The sequence below is a fragment of the Streptomyces sp. NPDC002537 genome, from assembly GCF_053594975.1.
In genome coordinates, this window is record NZ_JBSFWT010000015.1 from 1 (window position 1) to 16,992 (window position 16,992).

The 16,992-nt window shown below is 72.0% G+C and carries 13 protein-coding genes; 8 read left to right on the forward strand and 5 right to left on the reverse strand.

Annotation, left to right across the window (positions count from 1 at the left end):
- Positions 1-432 (forward strand): sensor histidine kinase (locus ACWD4A_RS09610; RefSeq protein ID WP_451191581.1); only part of this gene is annotated, 432 nt, incomplete at its 5' end.
- Between the two features lie 29 nt (positions 433-461).
- Here the strand turns inward: ACWD4A_RS09610 and ACWD4A_RS09615 are convergent.
- The gene (locus ACWD4A_RS09615; RefSeq protein ID WP_451191584.1) at positions 462-3,137 is read right to left on the reverse strand and encodes a M4 family metallopeptidase; all 2,676 of its coding nucleotides are present in this window, start codon (positions 3,135-3,137) and stop codon (positions 462-464) included.
- 259 nt (positions 3,138-3,396) lie between these two features.
- Positions 3,397-3,729 carry a glyoxalase superfamily protein gene (locus ACWD4A_RS09620; protein WP_451191587.1) on the reverse strand — a complete coding sequence of 111 codons (333 nt, stop codon included), beginning with the start codon at positions 3,727-3,729 and terminating at the stop codon, positions 3,397-3,399.
- 199 nt (positions 3,730-3,928) lie between these two features.
- Here ACWD4A_RS09620 and ACWD4A_RS09625 point away from each other — a divergent pair, with 199 nt between their 5' ends.
- The 7 genes from ACWD4A_RS09625 (at position 3,929) to ACWD4A_RS09655 (ending at position 11,906) form a co-directional block, all read left to right on the forward strand.
- A complete protein-coding gene (locus ACWD4A_RS09625) occupies positions 3,929-4,504 on the forward strand; it encodes a TerD family protein (RefSeq protein ID WP_451191589.1) in 576 nt (191 codons plus the stop codon).
- A gap of 306 nt (positions 4,505-4,810) precedes the next feature.
- Complete coding sequence (locus tag ACWD4A_RS09630) at positions 4,811-5,515, forward strand: Tellurium resistance (protein WP_451191842.1); 705 nt, start codon at positions 4,811-4,813, stop codon at positions 5,513-5,515.
- 85 nt (positions 5,516-5,600) lie between these two features.
- Complete coding sequence (locus ACWD4A_RS09635; RefSeq protein WP_451191592.1) at positions 5,601-6,917, forward strand: NRAMP family divalent metal transporter; 1,317 nt, start codon at positions 5,601-5,603, stop codon at positions 6,915-6,917.
- 59 nt (positions 6,918-6,976) lie between these two features.
- Entirely contained in the window at positions 6,977-7,318 is a 342-nt protein-coding gene (locus ACWD4A_RS09640) for a hypothetical protein (protein ID WP_451191595.1), read from the forward strand.
- A 152-nt stretch (positions 7,319-7,470) separates the two neighbouring features.
- Positions 7,471-10,749 (forward strand): tetratricopeptide repeat protein, encoded by a 3,279-nt coding sequence (locus ACWD4A_RS09645; protein ID WP_451191845.1) that lies wholly within the window; start codon positions 7,471-7,473, stop codon positions 10,747-10,749.
- Positions 10,750-10,774: 25 nt separating this feature from the next.
- Positions 10,775-11,224 carry a GNAT family N-acetyltransferase gene (locus tag ACWD4A_RS09650; protein ID WP_451191598.1) on the forward strand — a complete coding sequence of 150 codons (450 nt, stop codon included), beginning with the start codon at positions 10,775-10,777 and terminating at the stop codon, positions 11,222-11,224.
- A gap of 142 nt (positions 11,225-11,366) precedes the next feature.
- On the forward strand, positions 11,367-11,906 hold the full coding sequence (locus tag ACWD4A_RS09655) for a hypothetical protein (protein WP_451191600.1): 540 nt from the start codon (positions 11,367-11,369) through the stop codon (positions 11,904-11,906).
- Between the two features lie 51 nt (positions 11,907-11,957).
- On the opposite strand, the gene ACWD4A_RS09660 is transcribed toward ACWD4A_RS09655, so the two are convergent.
- From ACWD4A_RS09660 to efeU, 3 genes are all read right to left on the reverse strand, one after another.
- Positions 11,958-13,163, reverse strand: coding sequence for a PP2C family protein-serine/threonine phosphatase (locus ACWD4A_RS09660; RefSeq protein WP_451191602.1), 1,206 nt, complete (start codon positions 13,161-13,163; stop codon positions 11,958-11,960).
- Between the two features lie 270 nt (positions 13,164-13,433).
- The gene (gene efeB, locus ACWD4A_RS09665) at positions 13,434-14,711 is read right to left on the reverse strand and encodes an iron uptake transporter deferrochelatase/peroxidase subunit (protein WP_451191604.1); all 1,278 of its coding nucleotides are present in this window, start codon (positions 14,709-14,711) and stop codon (positions 13,434-13,436) included.
- 41 nt (positions 14,712-14,752) lie between these two features.
- Entirely contained in the window at positions 14,753-16,825 is a 2,073-nt protein-coding gene (efeU, locus tag ACWD4A_RS09670) for an iron uptake transporter permease EfeU (protein WP_451191606.1), read from the reverse strand.
- Positions 16,826-16,992: the final 167 nt, after the last annotated feature.

The following is a 16,992-nucleotide window of genomic DNA, read 5'->3' on the forward strand; positions in this document are numbered from 1 at the left end:
GTCGCCCTCCACGAACTCACCCGCACCGTCACCACCGAATGCGCCGCCACCAAGGACGCCCACGCACACAACATCACCATCCGCGCCCACACCACGCCCCTGACCGTCGACGGCGACCCCGTCCTCCTCGCCCACCTCGTACGCAACCTCGTCACCAACGCCGTCCGCCACAACCACCACGACGGCCACGTACAGGCCGACATCCACGGCCGCACCCTCACCGTCACCAACACCGGCCCCCACGTCCCGCCCGAGACCGTCCCCTACCTCTTCGAACCCTTCCGCCGCCTGCGCGAACGCGGACACGCCCCCGGCGAGGGCGCGGGGCTGGGGCTGTCCATCGTCACCTCCATCGCCCGCGCCCACCAGGCCGAGGTCGACGCCGAGGCCAACCCGGACGGCGGCCTGACCGTACGCGTCACCTTCCCCTGACGGCCGGGGCCGTCGTATGTGCCCGGACGTCAGCCGCAGTTGCCCGCCGGGCGGGTGCGGGTGACCAGGTCGGTGGAGCCGGTCGTCGCGTCGATCCACACCACCTGCCTGCCGCCCGCGGCCGCGGGCGCGAGTTGCTCGCCGCGGTTGCAGGAGACCCGGCCCTTGCGCGAGCCGTCCGGCGAGAACTGCCACAGCTTGCCGAGCGTCTCGTTGCGCACCTGGGTGTCGGGTGTCCGCGCGGCGACGGTCACCGCGTCGTCGGAGGCGGTCAGGCCGACGCCCCGCAGCGCGTCCTTGCCCGTGCCGGGGCTGAGGTCGACGAGGCCCGTGCCGTCGAGGTTCGCCCGGCGCACCGAGGTCGGCCCGTCGGCCCAGTCGTGGTCGGCGAGCCAGTACACGTACGTGCCGGTGATGGCGGTGTGCCGGATGTCGGGGGCGTCGGGCTGCCGCACCCGCGTCCGCTCGCCGGTCGCGACGTCCACGATCTCGACGTCCCATCGCCATCCGGTGGGTCCGCGGTGCAGATCACTGAAGGAGATCCTGCCGTTGCCGAGAGACGGGGCCTCCGTCGCGGCATAGCGTGCGTAGGGGTCCGGGGAGACCACGACCGGATCGGTCTCGCCCATCCTCAGATACACCACGCGGGGGCCGGCGCGGTGCGGGTAGACCGTGAAGGCCACGGTCCTTCCCTCGACGCGCAGGTCCTGGACGCGGCCCAGGAAGGAGCCGCTGTGGAACAGCGTCTTGACGGGGCCGCCGGCGAGCGGCCGCGCCAGCACCTCCGAGGTGAGGCCGTGGTCCACCTTCCACACCACGGTTCTGCCGTCGGTGACCGGATCGGTGTGGTAGCGCCCGTCGTTGGGGCTGATCAGCTTCTTCTCGCCGGTGCCGTCGAGGCGCCCGGCCCAGACCGAGTACGGTTCGGAGCCGTCGCCGTCGGACCTGGACGCGACCCACCAGCCGCCACCGGCCCCCACCGCCGTGCCATGGCTGTCCTTGGTGTCGACCTTGCCGAGCAGCGGGTCGGAGTCCACGCCCATGGCCGTCTCCCAGCCGGGGACGATGCCGTGGGCGTCGAAGGCGCGCCCGACAGACCTGAACTGACCGACTGTCACCTCAAGGTCCCTGGCGGCGGCGAGCACCGCGGCGCGGCCCTCGGTGAAGCCGTCCAGCGGGGTCAGGTACTCCGTGAGCGCCTTGTAGACGATCCTGTCGGCGAGCGTGCGGTCCAGATCCTTGCGGATGTCCCACAACGCGCCCGAGAAGATGGTGGAGTTGAGATGGACGCCGCCGTTGTCGGTACCGATCGAGACGCCGACGAAGGACTTGGACGTGGTCCTGCCGTCGTTCATGTCGCGGGTGGCGCACTCGCGCGGGGCCTTCGTCCGGCACAGCGCCCCGCCCACCAGCCCGGAGTCGGGGCCGTCCATGGGGATGCCGTACGTGTCGGTCCTGACGGCGCCGCCGAAGTAGTCGGCGATCGCCTCGTCCAGGGCGCCGGACTGGCCCGCGTAGACGAGGTCCGCGCTGTTGTCGACGACCGCGTAGGTCATGTCATGGCCGACGACGTCCAGCGCGGCGGAGAAGGAACGGTACTCCTTGTCGCCCTCTCCGTAGATCATCTTGGTGCCGTCCCACAAGGCGTTGGCGTACGGCTGGTGCGGGCCGACGCCCACAAGCGAGTCGACGGCCGTGCCGTGGCCGTCGAGGCCGTTCCGGCCGTGGACGTCCTTGTAGTAGTCGTGGACCTTGCCCGCGCCCCAGTGCGCGTCGACCGCGCCGGTGTCGGTGGCCTCCTGGCCGAACGACGGGTCCGGTGAGGCGAACTCCTTGATGCCGGGCGGCCAGACGCCGCTGACGTCGTACCACTTCAGGCCGCGCGCGTCCCAGGTGGAGATCCGGTTCTTGTCGCCGCCTTCCGAACGGGAGCGGTCGCGCAGCACGTACGCCTTGCGCGCCTCGTCCCGGTCCACCTTCAGCTCGACGGTCCGCCCGTCGAGCCCGACCCCGGAACCCTTCGTCCCGCCGTCCCGCACAAGGGCCCGGCGGGCCCGGTCCGGTGAACCGGCCGCACCAGCCGCACCGGCCGACTCCGCGGGGCCCATGAACGTCTTGATGCCGCTGTACTGGAGCAGCGGATGACCGGACCGGGCGTCGACGTACACCTCGCGCAGCACGGGATCGCCGGTGGCCGGGTCGGTGCCCCGCACGGTGACGTGCTGGGTGAGCACGCCCGCGCCCCTGGGCAGGACGACCGGACCGTGGGCGGTGCCGGTCAGCGTCTCCTTCTCGTCCGGCCCGTCGGCCATGCTGCCCGGGGCGGGCCGCCACGGGCCGAGCCGCTCCTCGACCGCGTCGACCGCCCGCTCGACCGCCGTCTTCTCGTCGATGCCGGGCTCGGTCGCGACCTTCAGGGCGGTGAAGTACCTGCCGGAGGTACCGGTGACGACCCGCTTGCCGTCCTTCTTCTCCATCCGGACGACGTACTGCCCGCCGAGAACGTCCACTCCCCGGTGCCGCTGCTGGAACCGCACGGTCTCCGAGCGGCCCGCGGTGACGGTCCGCACCGGCCGCAAATCCCGGTCGGGACGAGGAATCCGGTAGCGGCTCTCCTTGTCCGCGAGATGCCCGCGCGCCGCGTCGGCGGCGCTCCCCGCCGGCTTCGCCTGCTCCCGGAGGCCGGCCACCAGAGCGGGTGTCACGGTGCGCTGCCCCGGGACCACCTCCCCGGGACGGGAGGGCGGCGCCGCGGCCGCGTGCGCGGGCACCGCGGAAACGACGAGTGCGGCGACGCCGATCAGCGCCGCCGCACCGGATAAGCCGCCCCGTGCTCCGGATGCTTTCGTTCTCGGCCTCGTTCTCGGCCTCGGTCTTGCCGTACGGGCCACGGGCTTTCGCACGGTATCTCCTTCCAGGAGACATCTGACAGAACATGCCTGACAGCCGGTCGCCGGTGCCGTGTCACTGCACCGGGGTGCCCACCCGGAGGCGGTTGCCGTCCGGGTCGCGAAGCTCGACCTCACGCGCCCACGGGGCAACCTGTACGGACACCCCGAACTCGGCGGCCACGGCATCGACATCGCTCACGCGGAGATACACCAACGTATCGGGCCGGGCGTCGCCCCGGTGCTCCGACAGGAACAACCGCACGCGGCCACGCGCGACCTCGACGAAGGCGGGCAACCCCGGCTCGAAGCGATGCTCCCACTGCTTGGCGAAGCCCAGGCGGGCGTACCAGCCGACCGCCGTGGCGGCGTCCTCGACACGAAGGATCGGAATGACTTCCTCGTCCATGGGTCCATGTTCTCAGAGTTCTCAGAGAGGGTGCGAGGTGAGGGCAGGCTACCCTCCACGCGCCCCCTCGGTGCGCCATGAGCCGTTGTGCGGTGCTGGTGCGTGCGTCAACAATTCGGGAGCGGACGGGGCCGGGGCGGGCGTGATCGGCGCCGGTGCCGGTGCGAGATCCTGACTGCCTTGACGCAGGGGGAAGTTCATGAGTGTTTCTCTGTCGAAGGAGAACGTGCCGCCGGGCGGGCCGGCGGCGGGAACGGCCGCGGTGACGGTCGGCCTCGGCTGGGGCGTGTGCGCCACGGCGGACATGGAATGCGACCTCGACGTCTCCGCCTTGCTGTGCGACCGGTCCGGCAAGGTGCTCTCCGACCGGCACTTCGTCTTCTACAACAACCTTTGCAGCCCCGACGGTTCGGTCCAGCACATCGGTGACTGCGTCACCGGCGGTGGTGACGGCCTCGACGACGAGCAGATCCTGATCCACCTCTCCGCACTGCCGGCCGAGGTGGCCAGGATCGCCTTCCCGGTGTCCATCCACGAGGCCGACAAGGGCGGGAGGAAGTTCGGACAGGTGTCCGGTGCCTTCGTCCGTGTCGTCGACCAGGCGGACGGCCGTGAGATCGCCCGCTGCGACCTCACGCAGGAGGCCTCCACCGAAGCCGCCGTGGTGTTCGGGGAGATCTTCCGGCACGGGGCGTCCTGGGAATTCCGTGCCATCGGGCGCGGGTATTCCTCGGGCCTGCCGGGAATCGCCAGGGACTTCGGCGTCAGTGCCTGAAGCGTCAGTGCTTGAAGCGTCGGTGTCTGAAGCCTCGGTGCCTGAAACGTCGGTGACTGAGTCGGTGACTGAAGCGTCGGCGTCCGAGCCGTGAGCCTCTGATCCCGCCGGTGGGCGGTCGACAGCCTTCCCCCTTCCGAACCCTCGCCGAACCCCCGCCGACCCAGAGGCGATCACCAGGAAGGACCGTGGAACATGCGGTGGGAACACCGACGCAGGCGTAAACCGGCCGCCCCCTCCCGCACCCCGGCACCCACGTCGATACCCGCGCCGAGCGAGGCGGGCGGCAGCCTGTGGGACTACCTCATGCGCAACCGCAGCCATCCCAGGGGGAACGCCTTCAAGGATCCGCTGCACAGCCGGCTGTCCAAAGGCCACCCGGTGGTCTCGCTCGCCGACCACGGCGCGACGGCCGGCACCCTGCGGGTCAACCTGACCTGGCAGGCACCGTCGGCCGAATTCCGTCCACCGCGGGCACCCCTGTTCCCACGGCGGCCGAGGCAGCCCGCCCCCTGGCAACAGGCCCCGGGCCCGGTCATGGTGACCGTGGACCTCGACCTGGCCTGCATGTACGAACTGGCCGACGGGCGGAAGGGCGTGGTCCAGCCGCTCGGCGGCCTCTGCGGAAACCTCCACCGCCCGCCGTACATCACGCTGGGCGACGACAACCGCTTCGGCGCCGCCTCGGGGGAGACCCTCTACATCAACCTGGACCGGGCCGACGAGTTCAAACGCCTGCTGATCTTCGCCTACATCTACAGCGGCGCCCCCGCCTTCAGCCGCGTGCACGCCGCCGTCACCCTCCATCCGCCGACGGGGCAGCGCCTGGTCGTCGAGCTCCACGAACGGGACCCCCACGCCCGCTCGTGCGCGGTGGCGCTGATCGAGAACAGCGCCGGGCGGCTGACCATGCGCCGCGAGGCGCGCTACGTCTACGGCTACCAGGCCGACCTCGACCGGCTCTACGGCTGGGGTCTGCAATGGGGGCGCGGCCGCAAGGCCACCGAATGACCGGCTGATCGCGTCCGTCACCGTGCCGTGCCGCAGGTGACGGGGCCACGGGCCGACCGTCGTAGGCAGGGGGAGCAGGTGTCAGATGTCGTCAACGTCCGGTTCGCAGTCCGAGACCGCCTCGTGCCGGTCCGGCACACGGAACCCGAGCAGCCTCCCGCAGGGATGGCGGACCGGCCCCGTCACCTGGCGCACGTATCTGCGCGCGGTCGGGCCCGGCCTGGTCGCCGGTGCCTCGGACACCGACCCGACGACGGTGGCCACCATGGCCGTCATCGGGTCGGACACCGGCTACGGCATGGGCTGGTGCGTCGTGCTGCTGTTCCCGGTCATCGCCGTGATCCAGTCGATGGCCACCCGGGTCGGGATGGCCGGCCGGCTGGACCTGCAGGAGGCGGTCACCGCCATCCACCGTCCGGCTCTCGGACGGCTGCTGCTGGGCTCGATCCTGGCCGTCAACATCGTCACCGTCGCCGCGGACCTGGAGGCGGGCGCCACCGCGCTCGGACTCCTCACGGGCCAGGACTGGCACTGGTTCGCGGCCCCGCTCTCCCTGGCCCTGCTGGCGGCGGTGCTGCTGCTGGGCTACCACGTGCTCCAACGGGCCCTGAAATACCTGCTGCTCGTCCTGCTCGCGTACGCCGTCGCGGCGGTACTGGCGCACCCCGACTGGGGCGCGGTGGCCTACGGCAGCCTCGTCCCGCACGTGCGCTGGAGCCGGACCTTCCTCTTCGATGTGCTGTCACTGATCGGCACGACGGCCACGAGCTACGTCTACGTCTGGCAGACCATTTCCCAGTCGGAGGAGAAGGTCCCCTGGCGGTGGCACCGCGTCCGGCAGTTCGACGCGCTGGCGGGCAGCCTCTTCGCCACGGTGGTGTTCTGGTTCATCCTCGTCGCCACCGGGGCCACGCTCGGGGTGCGCGGACTGAGCGTCACCACGGCCCAGGACGCCGCGCAGTCCCTGCGGCCCGTGGCCGGGGCCTGGGCCGGCGACCTGTTCGCCCTCGGCCTGCTGGCATCCGCCCTGGTGGCCCTGCCCGTCATCATGGCCACCACGGCCTACGTCACCGGAGCCCACCTCAACTGGCGGCGCGGCCTGTCCCTGCGCCCCCGGGAAGCGCCGCGGTTCTTCACCGCCATGGCGACGTCCATCGTGGTCGGCCTGGTCGCCACCTACGCCGAACTGCCGCCCATCCAGCTCCTGTACTGGGTCGGTGTCGCCGGGGCCGTCGGCACCCCCATCGGCCTGGCCCTGCTTCTGCGGGTCGCCTCGCACCGCGAGCTGATGGGGGGACACGCCATAGGAGCCGGGACGAAGGCCGCAGGGTGGGGCATCACCTCGGTGATCACGGCGGTCGGCGTCCTCGGGCTCTACCAGCTGATCACCGCCGGGCCCTGAACCGGGCCCGCCCGCTCGCAGGACCGATATTCGCGCAACCGGACGCGAGGGAGCAGCAGTTGTCACAGGGACAGTCACCGCCGACAGGCAGCGCCGCGGACACGCGCATCGCGGAAGTGATGTCCGAGATCGAGGCCCTGCGCTGCGCGCTGCGCGCCACCGGCGACGGCCCCCGCCGCACCAGGCTGCTGATCGAGATCGCCCTGGCCGGCCAACGCCTCGCGGACCTCGCGCTCGTGCTGTCGGGAAGCGGGGAACCCCCGCCCCGTTCGCGATGGGGGCGCCGACGGGTGCTGGCGGCCCGTGGAGCCGCCTGGATCCTCTCGTGGACGAGCCGCGACAGCCACCGTGACAGCCGTCGGGACAGCCGCCACGACGGGCATGACCTCCGGGAGAAGTGATCCGGAGACACGGCCCGCGGAGGCCGTCGCGGCCCGGCGCGGATGAACCGACCGTGCGCGGTTGGTGTGAGATAACTGTGGATCTGCCCCAAAAACCCTCTGATACGCAACACTTGATGCGGGTGGTTGAGGATGCGGGGGAGGGCGACCATATGCAGAGTTCGTCGGCCGTGCTGCGGAAGGAACACCGCACGGAAGCGGAGGGCCTGGTGCGACGGGCCGTGGAGGAGGAGGTACGCCGGTCCGGAGGGCGTACGGACGGCGAGGCGCTGATGCGCCGGGCGCTCGGCGAGGTGGATGCCCTGACGGCCGCCGCCGGGGAGGAATACGCGGCGTACGTACGGGCCCTGGACGCCGACGCGGCCTCGGTGCGGCCGCTGGCCGCCCGTCTCTCGCGGGCCTCGCTCGGCACCCCCGCGCTGGCGGCGGCCGTGGCGGCGGTCGCGGCCTGCGGGGCGGACCTGGGGTACGGCACCTCGGCGGCCACCGCCGTCGGCACGGGGGTCGTGGCGGCGGTGGCGGGTTCGGCGGCCGCCGTCGTGAAGCTGACGGCCGGTCATCTGCCCGCCCTGCACCGGCGCGCGGGCAGGCGCGGACAGCCCGGAGGCGCCGAGCAGTTGCGGCTGCAGTGGCTGACGGCGGTCGAGGTGCGGGGCGTCCGGCCGTTCCTGGACCACCAGCGGATGGTCTCGGGCTCGACCCGCGGCCGCATCCCGCGGCCGGACAAGGGCGGGGCGGTCACGGGGAGGGGACCGGCGATCCGCGGCGTGGACCGCAGCGCGGCGGCCCAGCGGCGCAACGCGCTGGGACGGTCCTTCGACCGGCTGCCCGAGGCCGTGGGGCCGTTCGCCGGACGCCAGGCGCAACTGAACCGGATCGCCCAATGGGTGCACCAGGCGCGAGCGGCCACGGAGACCAAACCGACGGTCGTGGTGCTGCACGGGGCGCCGGGTTCCGGCCGGTCCACGCTCGCGCTGTGGGCCGCGCACCATCTGCGCGACCAGTTCCGCGCGGCCGGTGCGGTGGACCTGCGCGGCGAGAGCCCGGACGAGCAGCCGATGCCGACCAGGGACGTGCTGATGCACCTGCTGAACCAGCTGGGCGCCCCGCGCGAACAACTGCTCTTCCGGGAGCGGTCCTCGCAGGAGCAGCACCTGACCAGGCTGACCGAGCTGTACGACCGGCACTTCACCGGTCTGCCGGTCATCATCGTGCTGGACGACGCCTCCGACGCCGAGCAGGTCCGCACGCTGGTCCCGCGGGGCTCCGACAGCCTGGTCCTGGTCACCACCCGTACCCCGCTGCCCCTGCCGCCCGACCTGGCGGCCTGGGTGCACGAGCTGCCCGTCGACCCGCTGGACGCGGCCGGCACGGAAGAGCTCCTGCGGAACGTGACCGGGGAATCCGCACCGGGCCCCTACGACGCGACCGCGCTGGCGCGCGTGCGGGAACTGTGCGGCGGGCTGCCGCTGGCGCTCCGGATCGCGGGCTCGGCGCTGGGACCCCGCAGCCTGCGCGCGCTGGGCGCCGAACTGGCGGCCTCCGGGCAGAGCGACCCGGTCGAACGGGCGCTGTGGCTCCGCTACTTGGACCAGAGCGACGGCGCCCGGCGGCTCCTGCGCCGCCTGGCACTGGTGGGACGGGCCTCGCTCGGCCCCGCGGCGGCCGCCGCGCTGCTGGACGAGGACAAGCACGAGGCCTCCGAGGTGCTGACGGCGCTGGCACGGGCCGGTCTGGTCGAGCCCGTCCGCGCCAGCCGGTACCGGATGCACGACCTGGTGCGCTCCTTCGCACAGGCGCGGCTCCAGGACGAGGACGGGCCGGACGAGCGCAACGCCGCACAGGACCGGCTGATCCGGAGCTACGCGGAGCTGGCGGACACGGTCATCAGGATGGTGGACGGAAAAACCTCGACCCGGGCCGACATGTTCAGCAAGGGCGCCGCCGGGGTGCACGGCTTCACCTCGCTCGACGCCGCGCTGCGCTGGCTGGACGACGAGTCGGGCTTCATCACGGCGGCCCTGCGGCACGCGGAGGGCACCGACCAGGCGGCCGTCCTGCACCTGCTCGGCGCCCTGTGCGACTACTGCCTGCTGCGCGGCGACCTCCACCGGCTGGGCGAGCTCAACGAGCTGGCCCAGGCCATGGGCCAGGGGCTGCTGGTGCGTTCGGTGCAGTGGCGCACCGGCGTCGCGGCCCGTCAGCTCGGCGAACTGGACAAGTCCCGCGCGACCCTGTCCTCGGTCGTCGACCTGTACTTCGGCGCCCAGAACCAGACAGGGGCCGCGCGGGCGCTGCGCGACCTGGGCATCACCCTCCACCACCAAGGTCAACTCGCCGAAGCCGCCACGAAGTTGCGCGAGGCGCTGGATCTGCAGGCCGCACCCGACCTCGGCGGCGACAGGGCCTGGACGCTGCACGCGCTCGCGGCGGTCGAGCGGGACCGCGGGGAAGTCGGCAGGGCCCTCACCCTGCTGAACGACGCCCTGGCGCTGCACCACGACAGCGAGAGCCTGCACGGCCAGGCCTGGGCACACCTCCAACTCGGCCAGGTGCGGCTGTGCGCGGGCCAGGCGGGCGCGGCGGAACGGGAGCTCGGCCGGGCCCTGGAGCTGTACCGGCAGACCCAGGACGCCCGCGGCGAGGCATGGGCGCTGACCCAGCTCGCCCGTACCGCCTTGATGAACGGCAACGCGTCGGCGGCGGCCGACCAGTTGCGGCGCGCGGCCGCCCGGCACCGGGAGCGCGAGGACGCCCGCGGCGAGGCCTGGACGCTGTACCACCTGGGGCAGGCACTGGAGGACCTCGGCGACCGGGCCGCTGCGGTGCGCGAACTGGAGAAGGCCCGCACGATGTTCAACCGGATGCGGGACGCGTACGGGCTGGCCTGCGCCCGGCACCACTCGGGCCGCGTCACCCGCGACCAGCGGGCCGCCCAGACGGGATCGCTGCGCAACAGCGGTTTCGCCCGGCAGCTGCTCCAGGAGGCCCGGACGGACTTCCGGCGGGCGGGTGCCCCGCACGGCGAGGCGTGGTCCTGTGTGGAGCTCGCCGTCGTCGACGCGGGCAACGACCGCACCGCACCGGCACTGGAGCTGGCGGACGAGGCCGTACGCCTCTTCACCGGCTACGACGACCAACGGGGCGCGGCCTGGGCCCGTTTCCTGCGCTGCACCCTGCTGCCGTTCACCTCACCGGGCGGCTCGGTGGTCGGCACGGCGGTGGCCGAAGGGGAACTGACCCAGCTCCAGCGGGAACTGCGCGACGGCGCATGGCCCGCCGACCCGACACTGGAGGAGGCCGCGGGCGCGTACGCCCTGGTGCTGCAACAGGACGTCGACCCGGAGACGGGCTGGCAGCCCTGGCACCTCGGCATGGTCCCGGGACGCCGCGCCCGCGATGTGCTGGCGGTGCTGCCCGAGGGCGTATGAGCTGTTGCTCCACGTGCCGAAGGCCGTGGCACGATATCGCGACGCGGACGTCCTGATGGCCGCCGGTCAGGACCCGGCGATCCGCCCGTGGAACCTTCTGGTGGTGGAGTCGCCGGAGGCCGGGCGGGAGAGGATCGAGCGCATGCACCGGCGGTGGCAGGACGAGGAGGGCGCGATCTGGGCCATCGCCCGGTCGGGCGGCGGCGCGGCCATGGGGCTCATCGGGTGGAGCGACATCGACCTGGAGGGCGGCAGCGCCGAGATCGTCCATTGGGTCCTGCCCGCGGGCCGCGGCCGTGGCGTCGTGGTCGACGCCGTGCGGCGCGTCAGCCGGTGGGCCCTGGAGGACCTCGGCCTGCACCGCCCGCGGCTGTGCCACTCGGTGGCCAACCCGGCCTCCTGCCGAGTGGCGGCGAAGGCCGGTTACTCCCACGAAGGCACCATGCGCAGCGCGCTGTTGCACGCGGACGGATGACACGACCAGCATCTGCACGCCCTCGTCCAGGGAGACACATAAGGCGGCCGGCAGGCGCGGTGCGTTCTTCACGGCGGTCGTCGGTGCGGGCATGCTGAAGGCGTGTGAGCAGGACGCAACCGACCTTCAGGAAGGTGTCGCCGTGTTGTACGCATTCGGCTTCGAGCGGATCGGCGTGGTGGTGAGCGACCTCTACTTCGTCGATCCCGATCCGTTGCCCGGCCAGGAAAGCCCCGAGAGAGGGGTCCGGCTGGAGCTCCGGCTCTTCGAACGCGGAGAGCTGAAGGGGGACATCTATTCCGCGCGTCCCGTCGCGATCGACAGGCCGCTCTGGCGGGTGGATCTGCTGGAGTCGGTGGACTCCGCCCCCGGAAGCCTCGACCGGGCCCATCATCACCCGCGTTTCCAGGGCTGGAACCCGGGCTCCAGGGTGTTCGTCAAGGAGCTGTCCGCCGACCCCGTGCCATGGCTGACCGGGAAACTCGCGGACGTCGACGCGCTCCTGGAGGAGATCGGGGTGTCCCCGGAAGAGATCGCGCCGACGGACCCGGCCGAACTCCGGGCGGCCGCACCGCAGATCGTGGACGTCGTCGGACGCCTGCTCGCCGGGGTACGGGCCGGAGAGCTCGCGGTGGCGCCGGGCGACGGGCCGGTCAGCAGCGCCCGCGTCAGCTGGCTCTGACCGGCCCGGACGGGAGCGGCCTCCGTCAGCCTCTCCGCGGCCGGCCGGTCCTCACCCCCTGACGGCTCCGGACCGATGACCGGGTGATGCCTCCAGGTCCCGGCGCGGGGCGAAGGCGAGGATGGCGACGTCGTCGTGGAGCGAACGGGCGTGGCGGGGGAGGTCGGTGTCGAGGAAGTCGATGACGTCGGTGGGCCGCGGGGCCGGCCGGCCGGCGAAACGGTGGCGGAGCCGGTCGAGAAGCGGGTAGAAGGCACCGTTCCGGTCACGGGCCTCGATCAACCCGTCGGTGCAGAGCAGCAGGACGTCGTCGTGCGCGAAGCGATGGGTGTAGGCGACGGGGTGTTCGGGAACCAGGGAGCCCAGGCCGAGGGGGAGCGCGGGCGGCCCGGTGAGGGCGTGGACCTCGCCGCGCGAGATCAGGACGGGCTCGATGTGGCCGTGGTTGACGATCGTCACCCGCTGGGCGACGGGGTCGTGCTCGATCAGGACGGCGGTGACGAACAGTTCGTCGTCGAGGATCGCTTCGGCCTCGTGGGCCATGCGGCGTTCCATGCTGGCGGCGACCTGCTGCAGGCCGCCGGGATCGTAGGCGGCCTGCCGGAAGCTGCCGAGGACGTCGACGACGGTGCGTACGGCCTCGAGGCCTTTGCCCCGTACGTCGCCGATGATGGCGCGGTCGCCCGTACCGGTGGCGCGGATGTCGAAGAGATCGCCGCCGACCATGGTGCGGGCCTCGGCGGGACGGTAGAGGCTGGCCGCCAGCACATGGCCCACCTTGTGCGGAACCGGCGGCAGCAGGGTGTGCATCAGCGCCTCGGCCACCGAGTTGGCGCGGACCAGATGGGCTTCCTGATGCTTCCGGTGGGCGGCCAGGGCCGTGCCGAGGACGCCGACCAAGGCGGTGGAGACATACGCGCCCACGTAGTGCCGCTCCCACAGGAGGTGCGCGGCGCGGCCCGCGCAGCACACGGTGCCGGCCAGGACGCCCTCGAACGCGATCGCGAAGGCCGTGACGCCGGCGACGCCGACGGGACCGAGGGTGAAGGCGGCGACCAAGGGCAGCGCGATGAGCGCGAAGCTCACGGGCCACTCGACCGGTGTCACGGGTTCGAGCGCCAGGACGGCGGCGACGTAGGCGGCCGGCATCCAGCGCATCCAGGCCGGCGGGGAGGGCACGCCCAGGCCGGTGTTGCTCAACCTCGTCGCGAGGTGTTCCGAGGCATCGTCGGCATCGCCGCGGTGTCGCTGGTTCACCTATCACTCCCAGCAGGGTGCAGCGGGCTCCTGAGACCATGGGCAGGGCTCGCAGCGTGCCGTGGAAACCGCCCCGACGCCGCCATTACGCCATCGGCGGCATGTCACGCGCTCCCCGGCCGGGCCCCGCGCGAGGCGGGGCCCGCTCCTCGGCGCCCGTCGCCCGGCGCGAGGGAGCGGCCGGGCGATTTTCCGTCCATCGGAGGAATCCGGGTACCGTACCCGGCCACTGCCGGGGCATCCGCGACGCACACCGACCGGCCCGGCGGTTCAGCCCTCCAGGAGGGTTCTGCCCAGCCAGTCCTTGGTGTCCCTGACACCGGGCAGGGCGAAGAAGTAGCCGCCCCCGGTCGGCGAGATGTAGTCGACGAGCGGCTCGTCCTTCAGGCGTTCCTGGTTGGCCTCGAACTGCCGCCGCACGTCCTGCTGGTAGCAGCAGAACACCAGGCCCATGTCGAGGTTGCCGACCTGGTCGATGCCGCGGTCGTAGTTGTAACCGCGGCGCAGGATGCGGGAGTCGTCCGTCTTGGCCGTGCGGGGATTGGCCATGCGGATATGGGCGGTGAGCGGAATGGCCTCGCCCTTGGGGTCCTTGGCGTAATTGGGGCTGTCGGTCTCCTTCGCCCCGTCGAGGGGGGCGCCGGTGTCCTTGCGGCGGCCGAACATCTTCTCCTGCTCGGTGAGCGAGACCCGGTCCCAGAACTCGACCAGCATGCGGATGATGCGGATCACCTGATAGCTGCCGCCGGCCGTCCAGGCGGGCTCGCCCAGCTGGCCCGTCACCCACACCAGATGCTTCATCTCCCGGGCGGACTCCGTGTCCGGGTTGACGATGCCGTCCTTGAAACCGAGCAGATTGCGCTGCGCCCCCGTCGGGCGCGGCGCGTTCTGGAACCCGTCGATGCGCCACTTGATCTGCATCGCGCCGCGCGTGTGGCGGGCGATGTCGCGCAGCGCGTGGAGGACGACGTCCTGCCGGGCCCCGCAGATCTGCAGGGAGAGGTCGCCGTGGCACTCGGCGGCCTGCAGGTCGTCGTTGGGGAAGGTGCGCATCGGGGTGAGCTTGCGCGGCTTGGAGCGGGCGAGCCCGTACCGGTCGTCGAAGAGCGAGGCGCCGACGCCGAGGGTGACGGTGAGCTCGTCGGCGGGGACCGTCGGACCGAGGATGCCGCTGTCCGAAGGCGGTGCGCCGACGCCCAGGTCGGCCGGGGTGCCGCCCGCGGTCAGCAGGCGGGCCCGCTCGGTGACGGTCCGGAAGAGGTCCGTGAGGTCCTTGCGGTTGTCGGCGATGACGTTGAAGGACACGAAGCTCGCGGCGGCGGGCTGCGGGGTGGTGATGCCCGCCTGGTGCATTCCATGGAAGTCGACCTTCCGGCCCTCCCCGCCCGTGCTGTCGGCGGCGTGCGCCTGCCCGGCACCGGCCTGGCCGAGCGCGAAGCCGCCGCCCGCCAGGGCGGCTCCGGCCGCGCCCGCGCCCAGCGCCGTCCTGACGAAACCCCGGCGGCTGGCGGCGAAGCCGTCCTGTGGGCGTGCGGAGTCGGCGGTCATGTCGTGGTTCCTTTCGGGGACGTGCAACTGCGGAGCGCGGGTCAGGCGGACTTGCGGATCTCGAGGAGGTCGGGGATCGGGGCGAGATCCTCCAGCAGCTGCCCCGTGGCCCCGTCGATCCGGGCCCGGCCGTCCGCGTCGAGCCGGTCGACCGGCGTCCACCCGCTGTCGTGGTGCGCGCTGTCGAGGAGCTTCTGCACCCGGGCGATGTCGCCGTCGATCGTGGCGATCAGCTTCGGGTCGCGCCGGACGAGCAGCGGATGCAGGACGTCGAGGAGTTCACGGGTGCCCGCGAGGTTGGCGTCGGCGGTGGCCAGGGTGGAGCCGCTGCCCTGGTCGGCGGCGCCGGTGAGTTCGAACTGGAGGGTGTTCTCCAGGATCTCGTGCGTACGCAGCGGCAGGTCGGCGGGGTCGAAGTCCTGGGTGGGGAAGGCCTTCTGCAGCCCCTTGACGTTCTCGGTCAGCTGCTGCGCCGGTGCGCGCAGGTCGTCGGCGGACTGGCCGTGCCACAGGCCGTACTCGACGCGGTGGAAACCCGTGAAGTCCTTGTCCCGCACTCCGTCCGGGAGTCCGGCGGTGCGCCCGTTGATCTTCTTGTCGAAGTCCTGGAAGGTGCCGTAGGCCGCGCCGAGGGAGGAGTAGGTGCGGTGGGCGGTGAGCCAGTCCGTACGGGCGGCGTCGAGGTCGCCGCCCTGGATGTCGGCGTCGAGCTTGTCGGTCTGCTCGGTCAGCGTGGCCAGGCCCTTGGCGACGTACTCCTTGTAGGAGCGCAGCGGGGCTTCCAGGTCGGCCTCGGAGACGGGCACGACGGCCCTGGCGCTGCCGCCGCCGCTCACCCGTACCGGCGCGGAGGTGACGGCCTTGCCGCCGGTGGGGACACAGCGCCAGGCGTACTGGCCGCCGCCGACGGTGGCCACCAGGTCGCGGGTGGTGCCGGGGGCGAGGCCCTCGATCTCGCCGTAGACGGCGTTGGAGGCCGGGTCGACGAGGTAGACCTCGGAGGCCTTGTCGCCGGTGTTGTGCATGCGGAACGTCCGGCGGCCGGGCTCGGGTGCGGAGAACCCCTTGCCGCACTCCTTCTCGGAGACCGCGATGGTCTGCCCGTCGGAAGGCTTCGAACCGCTGAAGGCGACGACGGCACCGGCGACCACGGCGGGCACGGCGACGACGGCCGCGGGCACCACCCACGCGGGGCGGTGGCGCGGGGTTCTGTCCGGTGCGGCGTCAGGACCGCCCTCGGGGGACCCGCCCTGCCCGGTGCCGCCTTCCGCCGCGACGGCCTCGGCCGCGCGCTCGGGCCGGACACCCCGTACGCCTCGTACGAAGAGGGTCAGCACCACGGACAGATAGGCCACGTAGGCGACCACCTGCAGCCACGTCATGGCCGGGGTCAGGTTGAACACGCCCTGTACGAGGGTGCTGTACCAGGAGCCGGCGTCGATGCTCCCGCTCACGTCGAAGGCGAAGGCGGCCTTGCCGGGCAGCACCCCGCCCTCCTGCAGATCGCGCAGGCCGTAGCCGAGCACGCCCGCGGCGATGACGACGAGGACGATGCCGGTGGCGGTGAAGAACTTCGTCAGGTTGATCTTCAGTACGCGGCGGTAGAGCCCCCAGCAGAGGGCCGCCGCGATCACGAGTCCGGTACCGGCGCCGGTCATCGGGCCCGCCGATTCCCCGGCGGCCCGCGCGGTCGTCCACAGGAACAGTGCCGTCTCCAGTCCCTCGCGGCCCACCGCGAGGAAGGAGGTGACGATCAGCATTCCGGCGCCCATGGCGAGCGCGCCGGTGACCTTTTCCCGGATTTCTCCGGAGAGGTTGCGGGCCGAGCGCCGCATCCAGAAGACCATCGCGGTGACGAAGGCGACGGCGATGACACTGAGGGTGCCGCCGAAGGCTTCCTGCGCGGTGGCGGAGAGGGTGGCGGCGGTGAAGGTGAGCACCGCCCCGAAGCTCATGGACAGGGCTATCGCGGCCAGCACGCCCGTCCACACCTGCGGCAACCGTGATTTCTCCCCCGCGCGCACCAGGGTGGCGACGAGAACGGAGACGATGAGCCCGGCCTCAAGCCCTTCTCTCAGACCTATCAAGAAGCTGGGAAACGCGTCGTCCCACATATCTGTTCCCTCCCGGCACAAGGCCGGCTCACCCTGGTTAGCGAAGGCATACCTTAGCCAGGCGAACCTGAGGTGATGACAAAGCCGCAGTCAAGAACTCGTGTTATTCCGGCATGGTCGCTTGACTGCGCAATTCATGATCTTGAATTTATTGCCGAGGTCTTTGC

Bases quoted from the DNA above. Each gene is read 5' to 3' on its own strand.
- ACWD4A_RS09625 (WP_451191589.1), top strand. From the start codon at position 3,929: ATGAGTGTTTCTCTGTCGAAGGAGAACGTGCCGCCGGGCGGGCCGGCG.
- ACWD4A_RS09645 (WP_451191845.1), top strand. From the start codon at position 7,471: ATGCAGAGTTCGTCGGCCGTGCTGCGGAAGGAACACCGCACGGAAGCG.
- efeU (WP_451191606.1), bottom strand. From the start codon at position 16,825: ATGTGGGACGACGCGTTTCCCAGCTTCTTGATAGGTCTGAGAGAAGGG.
- ACWD4A_RS09620 (WP_451191587.1), bottom strand. From the start codon at position 3,729: ATGGACGAGGAAGTCATTCCGATCCTTCGTGTCGAGGACGCCGCCACG.
- ACWD4A_RS09630 (WP_451191842.1), top strand. From the start codon at position 4,811: ATGCGCAACCGCAGCCATCCCAGGGGGAACGCCTTCAAGGATCCGCTG.
- efeB (WP_451191604.1), bottom strand. From the start codon at position 14,711: ATGACCGCCGACTCCGCACGCCCACAGGACGGCTTCGCCGCCAGCCGC.
- ACWD4A_RS09635 (WP_451191592.1), top strand. From the start codon at position 5,601: ATGTCGTCAACGTCCGGTTCGCAGTCCGAGACCGCCTCGTGCCGGTCC.